The following is a 23,144-nucleotide window of genomic DNA, read 5'->3' as shown; positions in this document are numbered from 1 at the left end:
GGGCGATATAGGTGCACCCGGCCAGATAAGCCAGAGGCACATTTGTGTGCGTCTCAGGAGCGTTTCGATGGCCCGTTTGGTTAGCGGATCGCCGCGCGCTAATCCTAAGAGACAGTAAAGCCGGGTTTTACCACATCTTGACGACCGCGCTGTAGTGAGTCGGTCATGTTTGAAAAAGCTTCTTCTATTGTGCCCTCTGCGAATCGCGATTTTCGCGGCTCAGCATCGGTTGGGTTAGCGGCTGGCGATCTGATGATCGGCACAGCGCGCGGCGATTCCGAAGCCGCCTTTGCGAAAGGCGGCGATGCGCTGCGGGCACTTGACTGGAGCGAATTGACAAGCCGGTTGAACGCTGCGCGCGAGCTGCGCCTTTTGCTTCACCGGGATCATGGAAAGACGATTGGAACGGGCGCTGCCAGCTTTGGTGACGCTGCAGCGCGCTATTTTCGCGACCAATCGGAGAACGAACGCCCCGTTAACCCTGATGCTTTAGAGGCTCGAAAAGCATCGCAGTGCAATATCCTTCAAATCAAGGATGAGGCGACAACAGGCGATGCGAGAGACAGTGAATGATTGAGAATCAGGACATACGCCCCGCACAAGTGATCGGCCCCCTCGGCGAACCCTTGACGCTGGATGATCTGCCCGCGCCTTCAACCAAGCGTTGGGTAGTGCGGCGCAAGGCCGAAGTGGTCGCCGCCGTGAATGGCGGGCTGCTGACCATTGATGAAGTGCTCGAACGTTATGGGCTGACACTCGAAGAGTTTGCTTCATGGCAGCGCGCCGTTGATCGTTCTGGCATGCAGGGCTTGCGAGTGACGCGCATTCAGCATTACCGCGACCTTTACGAGCGCCAGCTTAAGTACTGATCTCACAAATCCATACCGACTTTCGCACCTGATCGCATTGTGCGCTATCGGAACAATCCCTAGACCCCCCGTTGATTGCATGAAGACAATCAATTTGGAGGAAAACATGGGTTGGATTATCGCATTGATCGTAGGCGGCGTCGCTGGCTGGCTCGCTAGCCTGGTGATGAACCGCGATGCCTCGATGGGCATTTTTTGGAATATCGTCGTCGGCTGCGTCGGCTCGGTTGTCGGCAATATGATTGTCGGCCCATTGCTCGGCATCAGCGGCAGCGTTAAGGAATTTTCGATCACAGGTTTGATCGTTGCGGTGGTGGGCGCGGTTGTGCTGCTCGGCATCGTTAATCTCATTCAGCGCGGCCGCGTTCGCGGATAAACGCGCAATTGACTTGAAAATCGGGGTTTTTGCCTCGATTTTTGGCAGTATAAAAAGCGGCGCGCCTTTGGGCTGCGCCGTTTTTTGTTATTCTGCAGCCATTGAGAGCGAATTTTGCAAGAAACCCCTTCGTCTAAGGCCAAAGTCATCAGTCGAACCGCGCATTGCGCGTTAGTAAGTAGAGGCGTATGGCTCTTGCGCGAGGTGAGTTATGCCGATAACACACTTTCAGGGCAGGTAAACGAGCAATTCTTGTTTGACCGCAGCGAGGCGACAGGATGAATTACGAGTCAACAATCACTGATGAGAACGTGGAATATGTCCCCGGCACTGCGCCCGGCGATGTTCACGCTGCCAACCGGCCCAGCAAGCGAGGCTGGTCGCGCGGGTTGCTGATTGGCGTGTTTGCCGTGCTGGCTTTGGGCGCTGCGCTGGTCGCTTACTTCGCATTTGCAGGCGGCGATACCGAAGAAGCGGCTGATGACAGCTCTCAAGCGCCCGTTGTCACGGTGGTGGCTGCTGGCCAAACCACTGTCGATGGTGTGATCGAAGTTCCCGGCACGATCGCTGCCCGCCGCGAAATGCCTGTTGGCGTTGAAGGCGAAGGTGGGCGTGTTTTATCCGTGCCGGTTGATGCTGGCCAATGGGTCGGCGCGGGCCAGGTGCTCGCCGTGATAGACCGTTCGGTTCAGGCGCAACAGGCGCAGGCGCAATCTGCGCAGATCGCCGTTGCAAAAGCGGATGCAAAGCTTGCGCAGGCCAATCTTGATCGGTCCTTGCAATTGGTAGAGCGCGGCTTTGTCTCAAAAGCTGATGTTGACCGTTTGACGGCAACCCGCGATGCCGCGACCGCCCGTGTCCGCGTGGCTGAGGCTCAATTGGCAGAATTGCGTGCCCGAAACGCGCGGCTTCGTGTTGTTGCACCTGCTGCGGGCTATGTGCTTGAGCGCAATGTGGAGCCGGGCCAAACGGTGGGCGCAGGATCACCAGCGCTTTTCCGCATCGCGCGCGGCGGCGAGATGGAAATGCTCGCCCAGGTCAGCGAAACACAGCTTGCAGGGATTTCGCAAGGCGTCAGCGCCAGTGTAACGCCAGCCGGATCTGGGAAAAGTTTCAATGGCCAAGTCTGGCAGCTTTCCCCCGTGGTTGACACGAACACCCGGCAAGGGACAGCGCGAATTGCTTTGCCATTCGCCTCTGAATTGCGGCCCGGCGGCTTTGCGACTGCCAAAATCGCAAGCGGGACAATAACCGCAACCGTTCTTCCTGAAAGCGCTGTTCTTGCCGATAGCGAAGGCAGCTTTGTTTACGTCGTTACCGATGAAAACACTGCTGAACGCCGCTCGGTTACAACCGGCATGGTAACGCCTGATGGGATCGCCATTACAGAGGGATTGGCAGGGGGCGAGGCCATTGTGCTGCGGTCTGGCGGGTTCTTGAATCCTGGCGAAACCGTTCAGCCAAGGCGCGAAGGTGCTGCCGGGGCAGCCGGTTCAGCTAAAGAATCTGGCGAAGAAGCCGCAGCCCCATGAATTTCCGCAACCTTTCCGCGTGGTCGATCCGCAATCCCATCATCCCGCTGGTGATGTTCATCGCCGTTACCTTGGCAGGTGTGGTCAGCTTTGTGCGAATGGATGTCGTCAACAATCCCGAAGTTGAATTTCCCGCTGTCCAGGTGGTGATTTCTCAGCCCGGTGCTGCGCCGACAGAGATCGAAAACCAGATCACCCAGCAGATCGAAAGCGCGGTGACATCGATTGACGGGGTCAAACAGGTATCATCCACCGCAAGCGAGGGTAGCTCCCGGACCTTTGTGGAATTCGAGATCGGCAACGATCCCGACACCGCTGTTGCAGAGGTCAAGAACGCGGTTGACCGGGTGCGCGGCAGCCTTCCCAATGGCATCTTGGAACCGCAGGTGATCAAGGCCCAGATTTCCGGCGGATTTCTGGGCATCTATGCCGTCGAAGCCAGCGATATGACGATTGAACAGCTGAGCTGGTTTATCGACGATACGGTCAGCAAACGGTTGCTGACTATTGATGGAATGGCAGAAGTGGGCCGGTTTGGCGGGGTAGACCGCGAGATCGAAGTGATCCTCGATCCGGCCAAGATGCAAGCTTATGGCATCACCGCCTCGGACATCAACAATGTGCTGCGTCAGGCCAATGTCGATGCCGCGGGCGGATTGGCCGAAGTGGGCGGCACGCGCCAATCGCTGCGCGTGCTGGGCAACAATGAAACCGCTTACGAATTGTCGCAGCGGCAACTTCAATTGGGCGGCGGCCGGACTGTTCGATTGAGCGAAGTTGCCCGGGTGCGCGATGGCTATTCCGAACGCAATTCCATCAGCGAAGTGCGCGACCGTGAAGTGGTCAATTTCTTTATGAGCCGTGCGCGCGGAGCATCTGACTTAACCGTTTTCACAGAAGCGCAGGAAAAAATTGCCGAGCTTCAGGTCGAAAACCCTGACGTGAAATTCCTCCCGCTGTTCAACACGGTCAAATACACCAAAAGCCAATACACCAGCTCGATGTCCGCCCTGATCGAAGGGGCGGTGCTGGCGGTTGTTGTGGTGTTCCTGTTCCTGCGCGATTGGCGCGCGACTTTCATTAGCGCGGTTGCCATTCCGCTTTCGGCAATCCCCACATTCTTCTTCATGGATTTGCTTGGCTTCAATCTCAATTTCCTGTCGCTGCTCGCGCTGGGACTCGTCGCAGGAGTGCTGGTTGACGATGCCATTGTGGAGATCGAAAACATCGTGCGCCATATGCGCATGGGCAAGACCGCCTATCAGGCGAGTATTGATGCCGCCGATGAAATCGGCCTGCCCGTGGTGGCAACCAGTTTTTGTATCGTGGCCGTCTTCCTGCCCGTTGGTTTGATGCCGGGCATTACCGGCCAGTTCTTCAAAAACTTCGGCCTGACCGTGGTTGTCGCCGTTTTGATGAGCCTTGCCGTCGCGCGGATGGTCACGCCGTTAATGGCGGCCTATTTCCTTTCGGCCAAAGGGCATGCCGAACACGGCGAAGGCCCGATGATGAACCTTTATCGCAAGGTGCTCGCCTGGACTCTCGATTCAAGCAAGATGGCAGCGCGCCGCGAAGGAATTGAGGGGCCGCGCTGGCGCTGGCTTTACGTGCCGAGCCTGTTGCTGCTGTCGCTAACCCTGTTGGGCGTCACAGGCGCAGTTATCTTTTCTGTCTGGGATTATCTGGGCGGGCTGGAGATACCCAAAGGCATTGCCAGCACAATATCCGACGATGAATATGGCACTGCGTTTTTCATAGTCGCGAAATTGGTCGAAGTGCTTTTGTTGGTGTTCGCATCCTTGGTTGCGTTTGCCGCTGGTTGGCTTGTGTTCAAGTTTTGCGAATTGTTCATTCATGTCGGATCGCGGCATGGTCAGAGCACACAATACCTCACCGCTCGTTTTTACGACCACCGTGTCTGGATGCTGGGTGCGGGGTGGATGTCGCTGCTGGTCACATTGGTTTTGATGTCGACCGTGCCTGGACAATTCCAGCCCGATATTGACGATTCCAACAGTGAAATCGCGATTGAGATGGTGCCCGGCACCACGCTTGAAGGGACAAAGCGGGTCACCGATCAGGTTGCCGAAATCCTTTACAAAGAACAAGAAGTTGAACTGATGCTGGAGCGGATCCGGGTCGGTGAGGCGACGATCTACATCACTTTGAAAGACGACCGTGAACGTTCTTCGATCGATTTTCAGCGCGAGATGGGACCGATCTTAAACCAGATCCCCGATGCGCGGGTTCGGTTTGTCGCCGATTCCATCGGGTTCAGTTCCGGCCGAGACATCACGATCATGCTTGCCGGGTCCGATCCGGAATTGCTCAACAAAACCGCCACGACCCTTGTCGAGCAAATGAAGGGTATCGACACGATTGTCGCGCCGCGCATTGGCGCAGACCTCAGCCGGCCTGAAATTCTGATCAAACCCAATGAGCAGATCGCCGCAGAGCTTGGCGTGTCGACTTTGGCCATCAGTCAGGCCATCCGCATTGCGACGCTCGGCGAGATTGAGCAGAACACGGCGAAATTCTCTTTGTCCGACCGTCAGATCCCAATCCGGGTGAGGTTGAGCGAGGATGACCGCGCCAATTTGACCACGATTGAAAACCTGCCAGTGCAAACGTCAAGTGGCGGCACAGTGCCATTGAGCCGGGTTGCAAGCATTGAGTTTGGGTCCGGCCCAACGGCCATTCAGCGGTTTAATCAAAACCGCCGGGTGCTCGTCGGCGCTGATCTGGGTAGCGGTGTTTTGCGAGGCAATGCGATCGAGCAGATCAATGCTTTGCCGATATTGCAGGAATTGCCCACCGGCGTGATCCGCGATGAAGTTGGCGATGATGAAATTCAGCAGGAATTGCTGTCCAATCTCAGCGTTGCGATCACCGCCGGTGTCTTGTTGGTGTTTGCCTGCCTTGTCCTTCTCTACAAACGCTTGATGAGCCCGCTGGTGAATATGACATCGCTGGCGCTGGCACCGCTTGGCGGGATCATGCTGATCTGGCTCGTAGGTTTGCCGCAAAGCATGCCCGTTTACATCGGGACTTTGCTGTTATTGGGCATCGTGTCCAAAAACTCGATCCTGCTGATTGATTTTGCCATTGAGGAAATGGCGCGCGGAACCGACAAATTTGAAGCCATCATGGAAGCAGGGCACAAACGCGCGCAGCCCATCGTGATGACAACCGTTGCGATGACAGCGGGCATGATCCCCACGGCCATATCGCTCACCGGGGATGGTGCATGGCGCCAACCTATGGGAATTGTGGTGATCGGCGGGCTGATCATGTCCACCTTGCTCACTCTGCTGATTGTGCCCGCTGGCTTCAGCCTTGCTGATGGGTTTGAAAAACGTGTGGGACCATGGCTGCGAGATAAGATGCTGACCTATAAGCCGGGCGATGACACTCGCCCCTTTGGCCAAGGTGACATTGCAACTGATCATGATCTGCCGCGTCCCGGTGGAGCGCAACCTGCTGAATAGCCCGCGCAGCCTTTGCCCGCGCAGGTGGCAGTGATGGTGGAATGTCGGTAAAGCCGCGTCCAATGTCCGATATGCGTTCCAAACCAATGATGTTCGGCGGTGAGCCGCTCAGCGATGATCGCGCGCGCCGGATGCGTTGGAGCGCGACCGGCTTGCTTGCCGCGATGGCTGCCGTCTTTTTCAGCACGCATGCCCTTGCCATTTCAGGCCATCCCGCATGGGGATATGTGAACGCTTTTGCCGAAGCGGCGATGGTTGGCGGGCTGGCGGATTGGTTTGCAGTGACCGCGCTGTTTCGCCGCCCGCTTGGCTTGCCCATTCCGCACACCGCAATCATCCCGGAAAACAAGGACCGGATCGCTGACACCATGGCGAGCTTTCTGCAGGAGAATTTCTTGATCCCATCCGTTGTCGCGCGCCGCATGTCGGGAATGAATGTCGCGCGCGCCGTGGGCGATTTTCTGGTGGCGGGCTCTGATCCCGCATCGGATGAGGATGCCCGATCGCGGATTACTGGAGGCGCAGCGGAATTGCTGGCTGAAGTGCTGGAATCGCTCGATCCGGACAGGCTCGGCAATCAGGTGCGTTCGGGGCTGGCCGGCCAGCTAGCAAAGATTGATGTGTCGCCGCTTGCCGGACGGATGCTCGAAAGCGCAATGGCGGACCGCAGCCACTTGCCTTTGATCAATGGCTTCATCCGCTGGGCCGGTCTTACCCTTGAAGACAACGAAGAAACCGTGCGCGACATCATTCACCAACGCGCCAATGGCGTGCTGCGCTGGACGGGCCTTGATGAACGGATTTCCGCCAGCGTTCTGGATGGCCTCTATAAGCTGCTCGCCGAAGTTCTTGTCGATCCAGAGCATCCCTTGCGCTCAAAAATCGAAGAGGGGCTTTCCCAGCTTGCCCGCGATTTGCAGCACGATCCTGAAATGCGTGAGCGGGTGGAAAAGATGAAGCGCGATGTGATCGACAACCCTGCGGTTGCGGAATGGTGGATGGGCGTATGGGAGCGCATTCGCCGGTCGCTGATCCGCCGCGCGCGCGATTCGCAAAGCGGGCTGGGCGTGGAAATGCGCAAAGGCCTTGCTGACCTTGGCGAGGCGCTTAAGCAGGATGACCGCCTGCAGCTTCAAATCAACCGTTTCGCAAGGCGCACAGCCGCAGGTGTCGCAACGCGTTATGGGTCAGAGATTGTCACGCTGGTATCAGAAACGGTCAAGCGCTGGGACGCAACGACGATCACGGGCCGGATTGAGAATGCGGTTGGGCGTGACCTGCAATTCATTCGGATCAACGGAACGCTGGTGGGCGGGCTGGTGGGGATGACGCTGCATTTCATTACCTCACTTATGTAACGCCCATCGGTATGAACCCCTAACCCGCCCGAACTGGCCCTATGTTGTCTAAAACAGACAGATGGCCAAACAATCCAATCCCACTCCTGCAACGCATGAAGTGCATTTAGTCCCCGGCGCGCAGGCGATCATCAATGGCGCTTTGGTAACGGCGCGAGATCATTGCGTGTTCGATGTAAGCGCGGGCGCGTTCGTTCTCAAAGGGCGCGCCTTGTGGCGCGAAAAACCAGGCTCGCGTCACCCCTGCGATGAGCTGTATTTTTCAATCCTCGAAGCAGGCATCGACGCGGATAGCTTTTACGAGGCTCGTTTTCGTCTGTTTCGATTGCTGGGCGAAGTGGTTGCCCGCGATCGCAGCTATCAGGCGCAGCGCGAATGCGCCTTATGTGCAGCCGCGATCATTGCGGGCGATGTTCAAGAAGCCACCGAAAGCGCCTCCCGCCTGTGTGCCATAACGGCTCATCCTCACGGAGCGGCGCGCAAGATCCCCGGCCGCAAAGCGGCGCGCCGTCAGCAAGAGATTGCCGTGCGGTAACCCGTCCAAAGGCGTAAGGCCACGCAAGGCCAGCTACGCGCACAACCATATCCCCTTCCCAATATCGCACTAATGGCGAGCGGCTAACCTTGGTTCATGAACCGAGGAAAAGCGGCCCTGCACCCTGTGTCTGCCAAGGCACCGGGTTCCACCAATATCGGTGACCAGATCGAAAGGCTGGCCGCCGATATAAGCGCGCATGAACGTGTGAAAAGCCGCCCCTTCATGGCGCTGCTAAAAGTGCTGGAGCCGCGAATTGGCCGTCTGATCCGCCAGTACGGCCTTGGCGATATGGGCGATGATGCCCAGCAGGCGGCGGCTATCGGGGTGTGCTGCGCTCTATCCAGCTATGATCGCGACAAGGCGTCTTTTTCCACCCATGTCACATGGCAGATCCGCGGCGAATTGCAGAGCCTGCGCCACCGTATGCGGATTGATCAACGCCGCAGTGCCCGCACAGCCGGCATCGCGACCGTTTCATTGGATGCCCTGTCCCTCACGGCAGATGGAGCGGGTACACCGTTCGAGATCGTCGATGAACGCGCCTGCGAGCGAACCGAAAAAGGCGCGAGCGATGCAATGGCGATAACGGCGTTGAACACCTGTCTCAACCGGCTCAACGCGCCCAGTGAAGAGCGCGCCATTGTGCTCGATCACATCCGCGGCAATTCAAATTCGGTGAAAGGTACCAGCCAGAAAACGGCCGAGCAGCGTCGCCAGATCGTGCGCCGAACTCTGCGCAATTGCGCCAAGCTGGTTGCGGCGTAAGCACTTAGCGCCGAAGGCAATCGCGGCCTTAGCGAAAGGCGAACGTCACGCGCTGGAAATAATAAGAGGCAACAGGATCGCCAGCGCCATTCACCGCAGGGTTAAATCGCGCGCGCTTCATCAAACCAAGACACACCGCATCATCAAACAATTGGGGCTTGTTTGATTTCATCACCGCACAAGCGCTCGCTTTGCCTGTTTTTGAAACCGTCAGGCGGACGTCAATCTTGCCCTCCATCTGACTGCTCATAAGGTAAGCGGGCCAATCGCTGGATTGCAGCCAACTGTCCTCACCGATCGGTTCCGGCGGTTTGGCTTCACCTGTTAAAGGGCGGCCCGCCTCGCTTAACAGCGCACCAACACGCTCACCGCAGGTCTGCAAACGGCCAAATTGCCCGCCCATATCGCCAAGCGCCAAGGTGATCTTGGAAAGGCCCGCCCCGCGCAATTGCAACGCCGTGATGGCCGCCAGGCGGGTGTCGGAAATGGCGACGTCAGGCGCTTCGGCATCATCATCGCGCTCCATTTCCGGTTGAACCATAGTGAGGCCGTACATCCGCAGAATAGGGCGACCTTTGCTTGATGTCGCCGCAATATAGCTGCGGACGATTTCATCCTCATCGCCCAGCTTGATCCGCACGGCTGGGCCATACGGGTTATCCAGCGGCTCTCCCAATAAGGTGAGATTGAAAACCTGGCCCGATCCGCCTTGATCGAGCCATAAGGTGACGCTTTGCTCCCCCTCGCCAAAAGTGCGGATCAGGCGGCATTTGTCATCATATTCGCGCAGCTTCCAATCAGATGAAGGTGCAAGGTCGAGTGTTGCGGCATGGGCGGGTGCGGTTAGGCATAGGACTGCCACCAGGGCAAACCACGAAGAAAAACGCACTAAGGCCTCCTTGTAAGGATCGGGGAGATGCCCGAATAGTGTTTGAGACGACTAACCATGAGCGCTCGCCTGTAAGATCTCATAGTTGATTGTTTTAACGAAAAAAGATCGCATGGGCACATCATCTTCGTCGCGCGCCGGCTCGAATTTTGCGTCCTTAAACGCCTTGCAAGCCGATCCATCCATATCCTTTGTGGCGTTCGCTTTTTGCAGCCAGCAATCAGCGACTGAGCCGTCGCTATCAACAATGGCTACGAGGGTCATGATCGCTTGCTCGCCGCGATAGCGTGCTTTTGTGGGGTATGACTTCTTGATCTTGCGATTGATTTCTCGTTCGTTCAACAGACGCGCCATCCGGCTCATGTTCTGGTGTTTTGCCTCATCAAGACCCCACACTCTTACAAAATCAGCGGTGCATGTGTTGAGCGCTTGAAACGCCGGGCCAAGTTCGCTGGTTGCGAAAGCCACAGCGCTGCCGCGATGTCCAAAGACCACTCTTTCGATCGCGCTTGCCTGATCCAGATCAATCGCTGGAACCGATTGTGCGTTAGGTGTTTCAGCGTCTTCCGTGAGGCGGCTGGCCTCGATTGAGTAGTCAATGACGCTTGCAGCAGCCCCGACATCGGCAATCTCGCCCCAATAGCTTTCCGTTTCGGGAAACCCATCACCCGGCTTCATGGCAAAATAGGTGAAGCGTTGGCCAAACACCCGAATTCGCGGTCCGGCCATTGTAACATTGAAAGTATGCCCCGGGGCGGCTTGCTCAAAATAAAGCAAATGCCGATCATCACCCTCTCCGAAAAACCGGGCAAGCCGACATCTGTCCTCACCATATTCGATGTTCCAACCTGTGCTTGGGGTCAATGTGTGAATGCGCGATGGCAAGTCATCATCTGCGCTGGCGGGCAAGGCAAAGCCGATCAAGCCAAACAACACTGTAAAAATCGCAAGAACACGCATAAAAAACCCTCCGCAAAGCACTTTAGCTTAGCGGAGGGTTTCTTCAACCTTCGGAAATTGTGCAGGTTTACTGCGTTATCACCCCAGCGCGCCAGTCAATTCAGGTACGGCATTATAGAGGTCCGCAACAAGGCCGATATCAGCCACCTGGAAGATCGGCGCATCTTCGTCTTTGTTGATCGCGATGATGACTTTGGAATCTTTCATGCCGGCCAGGTGCTGGATCGCACCTGAAATGCCGATGGCGATGTAGACCTCGGGAGCGACAATCTTGCCGGTTTGGCCGACCTGATAATCATTGGGGACATAGCCCGCATCCACCGCTGCGCGTGATGCGCCGATGGCAGCGCCCAGCTTATCAGCCAGCGGGTTGATGATCTGTTCGAATGTCTCGGAATCCTTGAGCGCGCGGCCACCCGATACGATGACTTTGGCGCTGGCAAGCTCTGGACGGTCGCTGGATGCGATTTCGCTGCTGACAAAGCTGGAGATGCCCGCATCGCCGGGTCCGCTTGCATCCTCGATTGCGGCTGAACCGCCTTCTGCTTCGGCTTTGGCAAAAGCGGTGCCGCGAACAGTGATAACCAGCTTGGGATCGGCCGATTCGACGGTTGCAATCGCGTTGCCGGCATAGATCGGGCGAGTGAACGTCTTGGGCCCCTCGACCGAGAGAATGTCCGAGATCTGCATAACATCAAGATGCGCCGCGACGCGCGGAGCGATGTTCTTGCCCGAAGTTGTGGCAGGCGCGAGGAAGGCGTCATGGCCGTTCATCAGGCCTGCAATGAGCGGGGCGACGTTTTCAGCAAGGCCATTGGCATAAGCGGCATCGTCGGCTTTCAGCACTTTGGCAACGCCAGCGATTTTGGCAGCGGCTTCTGCAACGCCGCCGCAGTCATGGCCTGCGACCAGCGCGGTGACTTCGCCAAGCTGCGCTGCGGCAGTGACGACAGCAAGAGTGGCGTCGTTCACAGCGGCATTATCGTGTTCTACAAGAACGAGAGTATTCATTTTTCTACCTCTAAAGTCCGTTCGCCCTGAGCTTGTCGAAGGGCCGTCCTTTTGTTCACCCGCGCGCCCAAAGAAGGACGGTGCTTCGACAAGCTCAGCACGAACGGGTTTGGGTTAAGCGATCAAGCGATCCCCAGCTCCTTGATCTTGGCGACGAGCGCCGCAACGTCTTCGACCTTTTCACCGGCTTGGCGAACCGGAGGCTCGCTGACATTGGTCGTGGTCAGACGCGGTGCGATGTCTACGCCGAAATCGGCAGGCGCTTTGGTGTCGAGCGGCTTCTTCTTCGCTTTCATGATATTGGGCAGCGAAGCATAGCGCGGCTCGTTCAGGCGAAGGTCGGTGGTGACGATCGCAGGCATGGTGAGCTTGACCGTTTCCAGACCGCCATCGATCTCCCGTTTCACGGTCACAGCATCGCCATCAACCTCAACCGTATTGGCAAAAGTGCCTTGCGGGCGGCCCATGAGGGCTGCGAGCATCTGGCCGGTCTGGTTTGAATCGTCCGAGATAGACTGCTTGCCAAGCAGGATGAGGCCGGGGCCTTCTTCCTCGGCAATCGCTTTGAGGATTTTGGCAACGGCGAGCGGTTCAACCTCTTCGTCGGTCTCAACCAGAATGGCGCGATCTGCACCCATGGCGAGCGCAGTGCGCAGCGTTTCCTGAGCCTTTGCAGGGCCGACAGACACAGCGATGATTTCCTCAGCCTTGCCAGCTTCCTTGATGCGGATCGCTTCTTCGACAGCGATTTCATCGAACGGGTTCATGCTCATTTTGACATTGGCAAGATCAACGCCTGTGCCATCGGCTTTCACCCGCGGCTTTACGTTGTAGTCGATCACCCGTTTGACGGGGACGAGGATTTTCATGACGTAAGTGTCCTTTCCCTTTGATCTTTGGCCTAAGAATCGCGTGATGCGGCCGTGATTTGTTGTAAGCCGTAGCTTGCGTTTACGTAAACGTCAAGTTCACCGCAGGGTTGGAAAATCAAATGGCCCATAAGGATGTACTTGCTGAACTAAGAGGCGTTTCCTCGCTTTGCGCAGAGCCAAGGTCAAGCCTCGTTTTTGCCAAGAATGATGCAATTTTTGCCCCCTTATTGCATCTGTTGCGATACACATAGGCGAAGGAGGCGGAAGGATGCACAAAACGCTTGGATTTGCAGGGGCAGCTTTGGGAATCGTTTTCGGTCAGCCACTCATGGCACAAGACAAACAGCCAGCGCCGCTTGAAACGCGCGTGATCGCGGCAGAGGACATCGCGCAATTCGAATCGCCTCCCGCCAGTTTGGCACAGCTCGATTGGCTTGTTGGCCAATGGCAAGGCGAAGGGATCGGCGGGGCGCCTGCTATGGAAAGCTGGCTTGCGCCCATGGGCGGGGTGATGGTTGGCACCTTTGTCCAAGAAACTGAAGCCGGCGCGATTATGTTCACCGAGCATATGTACATTGTCGCAGATGGCGGAACGCTCGCGCTGAAATTGAAGCACTTCAACGCCGACCTCACGGGCTGGGAGGAAAAGGATGATATGCTCACCTTCCGCCTTGTCGCCATTGAGGAATGCGCGGCCTATTTCAACGCGCTGACTTTGCGCTGCGCCGATCCGGAAAAGCCGGGTGAGGGATTGGTCGCGGCAGTGCGGATGCAGGAAGGCGGGGAGTTGGTGTTCCGCTTTCGCCCCGCTGCGGGATCAAATCCGCGCTCATACGATTGCGACGGAACGACAGTCGCGGTGAACGCCTGTCTTGCTGCGATCCGCAATCGGGCTGAGGAGCGTGAGCAACTCTATTTCGAAACTGCACTGGGTGAGAGCGGTTTGACCGAAGGAGAAAACGAACTGCACAAGCTTATGCGCGCATCGCAAGCCGCTGCGGCCGAACACCGTGTGCAAGAGTGCGGCGCGGTCTACGAGTTCTGGAAATCGGGCACGATCCGCAATGCGATGAGCCTTAGATGCTCGATCCAGCTGATCGATCAACGCACGCACACGATCTGGCGCAATTGGCTGACATATCAGGATTCGAGCGCTCCAATCCTTCCGGAACCGGGGCCAAGTCAGTAATGGAAAAATGGGCCGCCCCGGATCACTCCCAAGCGGCCCATTCAAACCAGTTTTGGCGAAGTTTACGCCGCTTTCTTCACCTCAGCGACAATCTTCTTGGCGGCATCGCCCAGATCATCAGCAGGCACAATTGCGAGGCCTGAATTGGCGAGGATTTCCTTGCCAGCCTCAACATTGGTGCCTTCAAGGCGAACGACCAGAGGAACCTGAAGGTTCACATCTTTCGCTGCCTGCACCACGCCATTTGCAATGATGTCGCATTTCATGATGCCGCCAAAGATGTTGACCAGGATGCCCTCAACGGCCGGGTCTTTCAAAATGATCTTGAACGCCGCGGTCACTTTTTCGGTCGTCGCGCCGCCGCCTACATCGAGAAAGTTGGCAGGGAATGCGCCGTTCAGCTTGATGATGTCCATCGTCGCCATGGCAAGGCCTGCGCCATTGACCATGCAGCCAATATTGCCGTCCAGTTTGATGTAAGCCAGATCATACTCGCTCGCTTCAACCTCGGCTGGGTCTTCTTCTGTTTCATCGCGCATGTCTTCGATGGCGGGATGGCGGTAAAGCGCATTTCCATCAAAGCTCATCTTGGTGTCGAGCACTAGCAAGTGCGCTTTGCCATCTTCATCCGGTTTGGTTTCAACCAGCGGATTGATCTCAAGCATGTCGCAATCGCTAGCCATAAAGGCGGTGTAAAGCTGCTTTGCCAGTTTTTGGCACTGCTTGTTGAGGTCGCCCGAAAGCTCAAGCGCAAATGCCACTGCGCGGGCATGATGCGGCATAAAGCCCTGCGCGGGGTCAATCGTGATCGTGGTGATCTTTTCCGGCGTTTCATGGGCGACATCTTCAATGTCCATCCCGCCTTCGGTGGATGCAACCATCGCGACCTGTCCCGATGCCCGGTCAACCAGCATGGCGAGGTAATATTCGCTTTCAATATCGACGCCGTCCGTAACATAAAGGCGATTGACTTGTTTGCCTTCTGCTCCGGTTTGGATCGTTACAAGTGTGTTGCCGAGCATTTCTTTGGCGTGGCTTTCCACCTCATCCAGCGAAAAAGCGAGACGCACGCCGCCTTTGGCATCTTCGGGCAATTCTTTAAATTTACCTTTGCCGCGTCCACCAGCGTGAATTTGAGCTTTGACCACATAAAGCGGGCCAGGCAGTTTTTTGGCGCCAGCAACCGCTTCGTCGACCGTCAGCGCCGCATGCCCCGCCGGGATCGCAATCCCGTGTTCTTTCAGCAGTTCTTTCGCCTGATATTCATGCACATTCATGCCGTTTGATCCCTATTCAACTGAATTTGCCCGCGACGCCGCTGCGTTTGCACACAAGCGCCAAAGTTTGTTGTGCCTAAGCATGTATCGAAGCGCTTGAAAAGTGCCTCTCGCACCGTCACGGATGGAATTGGCATGATTGATAGGAATCGCTTGGAATTGATCGTCCGCGAAGCGGGCAGAATGGCGCTCGCGCGGTGGCCGGGCGCAGGGCATGTACTGTCCAGTTGGGATAAGACACCGGGCAATCCAGTAAGCGAGGCGGATCTTGAAGTGGATGCCTTTCTAAAGCGCGAACTGGGCGCGTTGTTGCCATCTGCCGGTTGGCTGTCCGAAGAAACAGCGGATGACGAGGCGCGGCTGGACAAAGGCCTGATCTGGATGGTCGATCCGGTGGACGGGACGCGCGATTTTATCCGAGGCCGGGACGGCTGGGCCGTGTCCGTTGCGCTGATCAGTGCGGGCAAACCTTTAATCGCTGCCTTGTTTGCTCCTGCCAGAGGCGAAGAATTTGTGGCCGAGGCGGGCCAGGGAGCTCGGCTAAACGGTCAGCCAATCGCCGCATCAAAGCGGAAGGTTCTGGCAGGCGCGCGTATTCCCGCTGACCAATTGCCGCGTGCGATCAGAGACTGGGAAATGGTTGAAAAGCCCAACTCGATTGCTTTGAGAATAGCCATGGTCGCCAGCGCAAAGGCTGATGTGGTGGCAACTTTGCGATGGGGGTTTGAATGGGACGTGGCCGCTGCGACCTTGATTGCGCGCGAAGCTGGTGCGCGGGTATCGCAGGCCTTTGGCGAACCACTGAGCTTTAACAAGCGCGACCCGCGCGATTTTGGAGTGCTGGTGTCATCGCCTGCAATCCACGAAGAGGCCGCGGCGCGGATCAAGCATTTGGCGCAGGTACTGAAAGACAAATGAGAACGGGCTCCCAATTTGGGAGCCCGCACTGCTGTTCTAAGATTTTGGCTGATTAGCCCTGCGCGTTAGCCACATCGTCTTCGCTGATCGGAATGATCTTGATCTCGACCCGCCGGTTAAGCGGTTCATTCACACCATCTGCGGTTTTGACGCGCAATTGGTCGTAGCTTTCGCCAAATCCGCGCGTCGCAAGACGCCCGCGAGCCACTCCTTTTGCGGCAAGGTAATCGGCCACCGCCTGCGCGCGTTGCTCAGACAGGCGCTGGTTGAGTGCATTCGATCCGGTGGTGTCGGTAAAACCGTAAACGTCGATCAGGCTATTGGGATATTTGATCAGGCTTTCGGCGACCGTATCTAGTGTCGAGTTAAAGCCAGGATTGATCGCAGCGGAGCCGCTTGCAAAGGTCACGCCATCAGGAAGACGGACCAAAATGGCATCTTGATCGCCAACTTCTTCAATATCGATGCCGCTACCTGCGGTTTGTTCATCCAATTCCTTAATCTGGTCGTCAAACTGCTTGCCAACCACCGCGCCAGCGGTGCCGCCAATGCCTGCACCAATAATCCGCGCTGCATCGCCGCCAATCGCGCCGCCGAGCAAATAGCCCAAAGTACCGCCCAAGGCAGCGCCGATGCCTGTTCGGGAGACTTTCTGTTCGCCCGTGTTTGGATCGGTAACACAAGCGCTTGTCGTCAAAAGTGCAAACGAAGCTGTGCTGGCAAGTAGAATGCGTGATCGGTTCATGGTGTTGATCTCCTTTTCAACATATAGCGCTGTCGCACACAGATCGTTCCATATGCAAGTTGACCGCGCCAAGTCGGACATGATGTGCTGCCAATCGCTTTGCCTGTCCATGAATGCGATGTAACGATTTGTTAGCCATGTTGCACCACGCTGCTTCCATCCCTGCGCATTTGTGCTAGCGGTCTGAACGTGACACCGTTTCCCTGGTCTGACCTCATCCTGATATTTGGGCTGATTGTGCTCAATGGCGTGTTCGCGATGTCTGAACTCGCCATTGTCTCGGCCAAAACCGCCACGCTTCAGGCAAAAGCCGAAGAAGATTCTGTTGGCGCGCGCATCGCACTGCGATTGGCAGCAGAACCTGGTAAGTTTCTTTCCACCGTGCAAATCGGGATCACGCTGATCGCTATCATCACAGGCGCTTTGTCTGGCGCAAGTCTTGAAGCGCCTGTTGGAGAACGCCTGGCTGCAATTGGCGTGCCGGAGGACGTATCGCGGCAAACGGCGTTCATCATGGTGATCGCGCTGACGACCTATTTCAGTGTTGTCGTCGGTGAACTGGTTCCCAAACAGCTGGCATTGCGGGCCGCAGTACCGATATCGCTCATCATGTCGCGGCCAATGGCGTTTCTCGCCGCGATCGCTGCGCCGCTTGTCTGGGTGCTCGACACATCATCGGCCGGGATCATTCGCTTGTTTGGTATCCGCTCCAAAGGGAGCAGCAGCGTCACCGCAGAAGAGCTCCAGATGATCTTTGCTGATGCCACCCGGTCCGGCGTGATCGAGGCTGAACAGCACCAGATCCTGACTGGCGTTGTTCGCCTCGCGGAGCGCCCCGTGCGCGATATGATGACCCCGCGCACCGAGCTTGACTGGATCGAGGCTGATGCTGATCATGATCAGATCAAGCAGACTATTGACGATAGCCCGCACTCGCTGCTGCCTGTCGCAGAAGGTTCCCCTGATACGATCCTGGGCATCGTCAAAGTTCGTGAAGTGTTGGGCGCTTTGGTGGCGAACAAGCCCGTCATCATCCGGGATATGATGCACCGGGGAGAGGTTGTTCCCGATCAACTTGATGCAATGGATGCGCTGCGCGTGCTTCAATCAGCCGATATTGCAATGGCTGTGGTTCACGACGAATATGGCCATTTCGAAGGGATCGTGACGCCCGTTGATTTGCTCACCGCAATCGCGGGCAATTTCGCGAGCGATCAGGACGAAGGCGATCAGCCTTTGATCGTCGAGCGGCCCGACGGCTCTCTGTTAGTGTCAGGAGCTTTGTCGGCGGACGCGCTCGCTGATCGGCTTTCGATTGAATATGAAGAAAGCCGCGAATTCGGCACCGCAGCAGGCTACGCCTTGTCTGTGCTCAAGCACTTGCCCCTGCCTGGAGAGCGTTTCTCCGATCAAGGCTGGCAGTTTGAAATTACCGGTATGGACAACCGCCGGATCGACAAAATCCTGGTGACGCGTGAGGACAACCAGGAAACGTCCGAAAACGTCTAGCCGGCTAGCGCTGCTGGGTCGGCTCAGGACGGAATGAGCGTTTGCGCATTCGCACCATCACCTTCGGGCGCAGCGATAATATCGCGGGTCACTGTGCCTTTGGCGACGGTGTTGGTGCCCGGATCGCCCGCTTGACTGCGGATGCCGGGGGCTGAACTGCCTGCGCGGTCCAAAGTGCTGGTCTCAACCGAGCTGCGCGGTGATGGTCCGCCAAACAGGGCTTCCAGTGCTTGCTCGCTGGCCGTGCCTTCTGCGGGGCGCGGAGCACCGGGCGCTGGCGGCGTGAGCGAGAAATCAGGCGGCACGACCAAAGGCGCCTGGCGTTGCACAGCGAATTCATCGGGACGGTCACGATTGAAAATCCCGCTTCCCCCACATGCACTCAGCATGGCTGCGCCCGACAGCAGAATGATGGCTTTGGTTACGTTACGCATTTTTGGTCTCCGAAGGCGCATTGGCCTCTTCTTCATCTGTGTCGCGCACAAACAGGCTGCGAGCAAGGATAATGACGACGCCGATGGTGATTGCGGCATCGGCAATATTGAAAACAAGGAACGGGCGAAAGTCCCCGATATGAAAATCGGCATAGTCGAGCACATAACCCAAAGCGAACCGATCATAGATATTGCCGATCGCTCCGCCCAAAATGAGCGATAGGCCAAAAATATCGCCCATCTTGCGCTCACGCATAATCCACACAAGAACGACGCATGCTATCGCAGCCGTGACAGCAATCAAACCATAGCGCATTTCAGGACTGGTCGCCTGAAACATACCAAGCGAAATGCCCTGATTGTGCACGCGGGTGAGATCGAAAAAGGGCAACAGGTCCATTTTGTCACCCAGCTGTCTAAGCTCCAGCGGCCCGGCCACCCACCACTTCACCAGTTGGTCCACCGCGCAAATAATCGCAGCAATCACCAGACCGATTACGCGGTTGCGAGTAAAAAGCGCGCTCACGCCGCCGCTCCATCGATTGCAGTCACAGCATTATCGCACCGGCCGCACAGTGCGCCGTCTTCGCTGACGTCAGGCAGCAAACGCCAGCAGCGCCCGCATTTATGGTCGGTTGATTTGGTGACGATCACGTCGTCCGTTTGGCCGCGCGTCACTGTCCCGGTGATGAACAATTCGGCGAGCTGTTCGTCGGTTACGCCATCGGGCACCGCATCGGCGGGTATAGCAACGATCGCTTCATTGCTTGACCGGATCGTCTTTTCGCGGCGCAGCGGCTCAATCGCTTCGGTCACGCGTTCGCGGAGAGCGCGCAATTGTTCCCATTTGGCAGCGTTCGCGGGCACCGCAGGGACGGTCGGCCAATCGAGCAAATGGACACTGCCCTCTGCGTCGGGATAGCGGGTTTGCCACACTTCTTCAGCGGTAAACACAAGCACGGGCGCAGCATACCGGACAAGCGCATGGAACAACAGATCGAGCACGGCGCGGTAGGCCTTGCGCGAAACACTGTCAGGGCCATCGCAATACAGCGTGTCCTTGCGGATATCGAAGAAGAAGGCGGACAGGTCTTCATTGCAGAAGTCCACCAGCAGGCGAGTGTAGGTGTTGAAATCGTATTCGATCGCCGCTTGTTTAAGCTTCGCGTCAAGATCGCCCAGCAGCGACAGGACATACAATTCCAGTTCCGGAATTTCGCCCAGATCGCTCGCATCGCCTTCATATCCGTCAAGCGCGCCGAGCAGATAGCGGAACGTGTTGCGCAGGCGGCGGTATTGATCGCCCACGCCTTTCAGGATTTCATCGCCGATCCGGTGATCTTCGGTGAAATCAACGCTAAGCGCCCACAGCCGGATAATATCCGCGCCGGTTTGCTCCATCACTTTCAAAGGGCTGATCGTATTGCCGAGCGATTTCGACATCTTCTTGCCCTTGGCATCCATAGTGAAGCCGTGGGTCAGCACTTGGTCATACGGCGCGCGGCCTCTGGTGGCGCAGGATTGCAGCAGCGAGGATTGGAACCAGCCGCGGTGCTGATCGGATCCTTCGAGATAGAGATCGGCTGGCCATTGCAGATCGCCCCAGCGCCCGCTTTCGAGCACAAAGGCGTGGGTACATCCGCTGTCGAACCACACATCGAGGATGTCGGTGACCATCTCGAAATCATCGGGATTGTGCGCATCGCCCAGGAATTCGGCTTTGCGCGCTTCCTCCCACGCATCCACGCCCTCTTTTGCGACCGCTGCGACAACGCGCGCGTTCACTTCGGAGTCTTGCAGATAGGTGCCATCGGGCCGCACAAACAAAGTAATCGGAACGCCCCATGCGCGCTGGCGCGAAAGCACCCAATCGGGCCGCCCTTCGACCATGGAGCCGATGCGGTTGGCGCCTTTTTCGGGGATCCATTGGACCCGATCAATTTCCGACATGGCGCGGGTTCTGAGCGTATCGCGCTGGGTTTGCGGGGATGCGCCGCTGGAGGCTGCCGCCTCGATATCCTCAAGGGGCATGTCGTGCAGCGAAGAAGGTGCAGCGCCGCCTGTCAGCTCTTTATCCATCGGCACAAACCATTGCGGCGTGCAGCGATAGATGACCTTGGCTTTGGAGCGCCATGAGTGCGGGTAGGAGTGCGCGTAATCGGCAGAAGCGCTGAGCAGCGCGCCGACTTCGCGAAGGTCTGAGCAGATCGGGCCTTCGGGCGAGTTGAAAGGCTTGTTGATGACCGAGCGACGGCGTTCTTTGCCCTCATCGTCTTTGTCATCTGCGCCCAGCCACAGCCAATCGTCGCGATATCGTCCATCGTCCATTACCGCGAACTGAGGGTTGAGGCCGTTCGCTTTGCACAGGTCGAAGTCGTCTTCACCATGGTCAGGCGCCATATGGACAAGGCCGGTGCCTGAATCGGTGGTGACAAAGTCGCCTTCGAGGAAGGGGCGTGGGGTAGCGTAGAACCCACCCAAATGGTGCATCGGGTGGCGGGCTTTGGTTCCGGCTAGGTCGGAGCCTTTGCCTTCCCATAGGCGTTCAAAGACTTGATGAGGTTCGCCGCTATCCGTCAAGAAGCCGATCCTATCGCCGAATTCAATCATTAATTCGGTGGCGAGAAGGTACGAGCGGCCTGTCGAGCTCTTGCCTTCTTCTGGCAAGATCGTCTCACGCACGAGCACATAATCAACATCCGCCCCATAAGCCAATGCCTGATTGACCGGGATGGTCCAAGGCGTCGTCGTCCAGATCACCGCATGCGCGCCGACCAGTTCGGGCACATTCGGGCATTCCGTAATCTCAAACGCCACATCGATCTGCGGACTATCGGTCAGGTCCTCATACTCAACCTCAGCCTCTGCCAGAGCGGTTTTCTCAACCGGCGACCACATCACCGGCTTTGACCCGCGATAGAGATTTCCGGCCTCGGCAAACTTGCAAAGCTCCGCAACAATCGTCGCCTCGGCCTGAAAATCCATGGTGAGATAGGGCCGGTCCCAATCGCCCAGAATGCCCAGCCGTTTCAGCTGCTCGCGCTGGGTGTCGACCCATTTTTGCGCATAGGCGCGGCATTCGGCGCGGAATTCCTTTGGCGGAACCTCGTCCTTGTTTTTCTTTTTCTTGCGGTATTGCTCTTCCACCTTCCATTCGATCGGAAGGCCGTGGCAATCCCAGCCGGGCACATAGGGCGCGTCTTTGCCCATCAGGTTCTGCGTGCGGCACACCATGTCTTTGAGAATGTGGTTGAGCGCATGGCCGATATGCATATCGCCATTCGCATAAGGCGGGCCATCATGCAGGATGAACTTCTCCCGGCCCAGACGCGCATCGCGCAGCTTGGTATAAAGGTCGATTGTCTCCCAACGCTCCGCAATACCGGGCTCCTTTTGCGGGAGGCCAGCCTTCATGGGAAACGCGGTCTTCGGCAGAAAGACCGTGTCTTTGTAATCGCGCGTGGTTGTCTCGTCAGTCATCAGGAGGCCGCGCTTAATAGGCGGCGGGCCTCGGCGCAATCCTTGTCCATCTGAACGATCAGATCATCGAGGGCTTGGAACTTCGCCTCACCGCGCAGGAAATGGTGAAAAGCAACCTCAATCTCCTGCCCATAAAGGTCTCCGGCAAAGTCGAAGAAATGCGGTTCGAGCAACTCTTTGGGCGGCTCAAACTGGGGGCGAATGCCGATATTGGCAGCGCCTTTTAAGGTCTCGCCCGTGGCAAGCACTTTGCCTGTCACCGCGTAAACGCCGTATTTGGGCCGCAGATAGGTGTCGATGGCGATGTTGGCCGTGGGATAGCCAAGCTTGCGTCCGTTTTTGTCGCCATGCTCCACAATCCCGCGAATGGCGAAAGGCCGAGTGAGAAGGTCTGCTGCCAATTGCGGATCACCGCCGCGCAAAGCCTCACGAATGCGGCTGGAAGATACGACGCCGTCTTGCTTCACCGCCTTCACCACGCGCGAATGCAAACCGTGCTCTGCGCCAAAGCCTTGGAGGAGTTCGACATTGCCTTTTGCCCCCTCACCAAACGTGAAATCGCCGCCTGTCACCACGCCATGCGCGCCAAACCGGTTGATGAGAATATCGGTTATGAAATCTTCGGCCGATGTGTTCGCCAGATCGCTATCGAAATGGAACACCATCATCGCGGTTGCTCCGGCGGCGAGATACAATTCCTGACGCTGTTCCAGCGTGGTCAGGCGAAAGGGAGGCACATCGGGGCGGAAGAATCGCACCGGATGCGGGTCAAATGTTGCGATGATCGAAGGGCGTCCTTCGTTATGGGCCCATGCAATCGCTTCGCCTGCCACAGCCTGGTGCCCTGTGTGAAAGCCATCAAAATTGCCCAGGGCAATCACTGCACCGCGCAAGGGGTCAGGGACAGGGTTTCGGTGATCGAGCCAGCGCATAC

The 23,144-nt window shown here is 57.1% G+C and carries 21 protein-coding genes; 11 read left to right on the top strand and 10 right to left on the bottom strand.

Annotated features, from left to right (window positions below):
• Positions 1 to 165: 165 nt before the first annotated feature.
• From AC0V6L_RS05175 to AC0V6L_RS05140, 8 genes are all read left to right on the top strand, one after another.
• Positions 166 to 573 (top strand): hypothetical protein, encoded by a 408-nt coding sequence (locus AC0V6L_RS05175; RefSeq protein ID WP_486153300.1) that lies wholly within the window; start codon positions 166 to 168, stop codon positions 571 to 573.
• Positions 570 to 869: a CtrA inhibitor SciP gene (gene sciP / locus AC0V6L_RS05170; RefSeq protein WP_486148833.1), complete on the top strand. Its 300-nt coding sequence runs from the start codon at positions 570 to 572 to the stop codon at positions 867 to 869. The genes AC0V6L_RS05175 and sciP overlap by 4 nt, the downstream gene beginning before the upstream one ends.
• A gap of 106 nt (positions 870 to 975) precedes the next feature.
• Entirely contained in the window at positions 976 to 1,245 is a 270-nt protein-coding gene (locus AC0V6L_RS05165) for a GlsB/YeaQ/YmgE family stress response membrane protein (protein ID WP_486153299.1), read from the top strand.
• Positions 1,246 to 1,523: 278 nt separating this feature from the next.
• Positions 1,524 to 2,777 carry an efflux RND transporter periplasmic adaptor subunit gene (locus AC0V6L_RS05160; RefSeq protein ID WP_486153298.1) on the top strand — a complete coding sequence of 418 codons (1,254 nt, stop codon included), beginning with the start codon at positions 1,524 to 1,526 and terminating at the stop codon, positions 2,775 to 2,777.
• Positions 2,774 to 6,265, top strand: a complete 3,492-nt coding sequence (locus AC0V6L_RS05155) for an efflux RND transporter permease subunit (protein ID WP_486153297.1) — start codon at positions 2,774 to 2,776, stop codon at positions 6,263 to 6,265. The genes AC0V6L_RS05160 and AC0V6L_RS05155 overlap by 4 nt, the downstream gene beginning before the upstream one ends.
• 71 nt (positions 6,266 to 6,336) lie before the next feature.
• The gene (locus AC0V6L_RS05150; RefSeq protein ID WP_486155048.1) at positions 6,337 to 7,623 is read left to right on the top strand and encodes a DUF445 domain-containing protein; all 1,287 of its coding nucleotides are present in this window, start codon (positions 6,337 to 6,339) and stop codon (positions 7,621 to 7,623) included.
• 61 nt (positions 7,624 to 7,684) lie between these two features.
• Positions 7,685 to 8,158, top strand: coding sequence for a hypothetical protein (locus AC0V6L_RS05145; protein WP_486148825.1), 474 nt, complete (start codon positions 7,685 to 7,687; stop codon positions 8,156 to 8,158).
• A gap of 96 nt (positions 8,159 to 8,254) precedes the next feature.
• The gene (locus AC0V6L_RS05140; RefSeq protein WP_486153296.1) at positions 8,255 to 8,926 is read left to right on the top strand and encodes a hypothetical protein; all 672 of its coding nucleotides are present in this window, start codon (positions 8,255 to 8,257) and stop codon (positions 8,924 to 8,926) included.
• Between the two features lie 28 nt (positions 8,927 to 8,954).
• On the opposite strand, the gene AC0V6L_RS05135 is transcribed toward AC0V6L_RS05140, so the two are convergent.
• The 4 genes from AC0V6L_RS05135 to AC0V6L_RS05120 all read right to left on the bottom strand — a co-directional run bounded on the left by AC0V6L_RS05135 (position 8,955) and on the right by AC0V6L_RS05120 (position 12,655).
• Positions 8,955 to 9,815: an energy transducer TonB gene (locus tag AC0V6L_RS05135; protein WP_486153295.1), complete on the bottom strand. Its 861-nt coding sequence runs from the start codon at positions 9,813 to 9,815 to the stop codon at positions 8,955 to 8,957.
• Positions 9,816 to 9,866: 51 nt separating this feature from the next.
• Entirely contained in the window at positions 9,867 to 10,775 is a 909-nt protein-coding gene (locus AC0V6L_RS05130) for a TonB family protein (protein WP_486153294.1), read from the bottom strand.
• 78 nt (positions 10,776 to 10,853) lie between these two features.
• The gene (locus tag AC0V6L_RS05125; protein ID WP_486153293.1) at positions 10,854 to 11,786 is read right to left on the bottom strand and encodes an electron transfer flavoprotein subunit alpha/FixB family protein; all 933 of its coding nucleotides are present in this window, start codon (positions 11,784 to 11,786) and stop codon (positions 10,854 to 10,856) included.
• A gap of 122 nt (positions 11,787 to 11,908) precedes the next feature.
• Entirely contained in the window at positions 11,909 to 12,655 is a 747-nt protein-coding gene (locus tag AC0V6L_RS05120) for an electron transfer flavoprotein subunit beta/FixA family protein (RefSeq protein WP_486148815.1), read from the bottom strand.
• Positions 12,656 to 12,926: 271 nt separating this feature from the next.
• Here AC0V6L_RS05120 and AC0V6L_RS05115 point away from each other — a divergent pair, with 271 nt between their 5' ends.
• Positions 12,927 to 13,847, top strand: coding sequence for a DUF6265 family protein (locus tag AC0V6L_RS05115; protein WP_486153292.1), 921 nt, complete (start codon positions 12,927 to 12,929; stop codon positions 13,845 to 13,847).
• A gap of 62 nt (positions 13,848 to 13,909) precedes the next feature.
• On the opposite strand, the gene sucC is transcribed toward AC0V6L_RS05115, so the two are convergent.
• Positions 13,910 to 15,124: an ADP-forming succinate--CoA ligase subunit beta gene (gene sucC, locus AC0V6L_RS05110; protein ID WP_486153291.1), complete on the bottom strand. Its 1,215-nt coding sequence runs from the start codon at positions 15,122 to 15,124 to the stop codon at positions 13,910 to 13,912.
• Between the two features lie 135 nt (positions 15,125 to 15,259).
• On the opposite strand from sucC, the gene AC0V6L_RS05105 reads away from it, so the two are divergent.
• Complete coding sequence (locus AC0V6L_RS05105; protein WP_486153290.1) at positions 15,260 to 16,042, top strand: 3'(2'),5'-bisphosphate nucleotidase CysQ; 783 nt, start codon at positions 15,260 to 15,262, stop codon at positions 16,040 to 16,042.
• A 52-nt stretch (positions 16,043 to 16,094) separates the two neighbouring features.
• On the opposite strand, the gene AC0V6L_RS05100 is transcribed toward AC0V6L_RS05105, so the two are convergent.
• Positions 16,095 to 16,787 (bottom strand): YiaD family glycine zipper/OmpA-like lipoprotein, encoded by a 693-nt coding sequence (locus AC0V6L_RS05100; RefSeq protein WP_486153289.1) that lies wholly within the window; start codon positions 16,785 to 16,787, stop codon positions 16,095 to 16,097.
• A gap of 189 nt (positions 16,788 to 16,976) precedes the next feature.
• On the opposite strand from AC0V6L_RS05100, the gene AC0V6L_RS05095 reads away from it, so the two are divergent.
• Positions 16,977 to 18,296: a hemolysin family protein gene (locus AC0V6L_RS05095; RefSeq protein WP_486153288.1), complete on the top strand. Its 1,320-nt coding sequence runs from the start codon at positions 16,977 to 16,979 to the stop codon at positions 18,294 to 18,296.
• Positions 18,297 to 18,319: 23 nt separating this feature from the next.
• Here AC0V6L_RS05095 and AC0V6L_RS05090 read toward each other — a convergent pair whose 3' ends face one another.
• From AC0V6L_RS05090 to AC0V6L_RS05075, 4 genes are read right to left on the bottom strand one after another with little or no spacing between them, the layout of a single operon-like run.
• Entirely contained in the window at positions 18,320 to 18,730 is a 411-nt protein-coding gene (locus tag AC0V6L_RS05090) for a DUF3035 domain-containing protein (RefSeq protein WP_486153287.1), read from the bottom strand.
• Positions 18,723 to 19,256 carry a signal peptidase II gene (gene lspA / locus AC0V6L_RS05085; protein ID WP_486153286.1) on the bottom strand — a complete coding sequence of 178 codons (534 nt, stop codon included), beginning with the start codon at positions 19,254 to 19,256 and terminating at the stop codon, positions 18,723 to 18,725. The genes AC0V6L_RS05090 and lspA overlap by 8 nt, the downstream gene beginning before the upstream one ends.
• Positions 19,253 to 22,210: an isoleucine--tRNA ligase gene (ileS, locus tag AC0V6L_RS05080; protein ID WP_486153285.1), complete on the bottom strand. Its 2,958-nt coding sequence runs from the start codon at positions 22,208 to 22,210 to the stop codon at positions 19,253 to 19,255. Before ileS ends, lspA begins: the two co-directional genes overlap by 4 nt.
• A complete protein-coding gene (locus AC0V6L_RS05075) occupies positions 22,210 to 23,142 on the bottom strand; it encodes a bifunctional riboflavin kinase/FAD synthetase (protein WP_486153284.1) in 933 nt (310 codons plus the stop codon). The genes ileS and AC0V6L_RS05075 overlap by 1 nt, the downstream gene beginning before the upstream one ends.
• Between the last annotated feature and the right edge of the window lie 2 nt (positions 23,143 to 23,144).

The organism is Erythrobacter sp. JB1-15 (assembly GCF_057365035.1).
The sequence above is the reverse complement of the archived record's forward strand: the minus strand, read 5'-3'. Positions and strand labels throughout refer to the sequence as shown.